Source organism: Microvirga pakistanensis (assembly GCF_004458765.1).
GTDB lineage: Bacteria > Pseudomonadota > Alphaproteobacteria > Rhizobiales > Beijerinckiaceae > Microvirga > Microvirga pakistanensis.
Genome location: NZ_SPJX01000377.1, coordinates 1 through 223, shown reverse-complemented (window position 1 = coordinate 223; position 223 = coordinate 1). Strand labels below are relative to the sequence as shown.

1 protein-coding gene is annotated in these 223 nt (G+C 71.3%); it reads right to left on the bottom strand.

What is annotated here, in order from left to right; all coding sequences use genetic code 11:
• On the bottom strand, window positions 1–223 hold a 223-nt coding region (locus tag E4K09_RS29275; RefSeq protein WP_166802338.1), incomplete at both ends, for a hypothetical protein.

The window sequence follows — 223 nt, the reverse complement described above, 5'->3', positions numbered from 1 at the left end:
GACGTCCGCCGCCGCTGCCGCCCCGCCTTTTGCAGGCGCGCGCGGGCCGTCGATCTCGATCACCCCGTGCTGCTGCAGCGCACCGGCTTTGGCGAGCGCCTCCACATCGACGGAGATGAGCTTGTCGAAACCCGCGACGGGGAGCCCCTGCAAGGCTAGAACGATCTCGCCGTCGATCTGGCGCTGGCGCTGCGGTGCGCGCCGCACGATCTCGCACACCCCG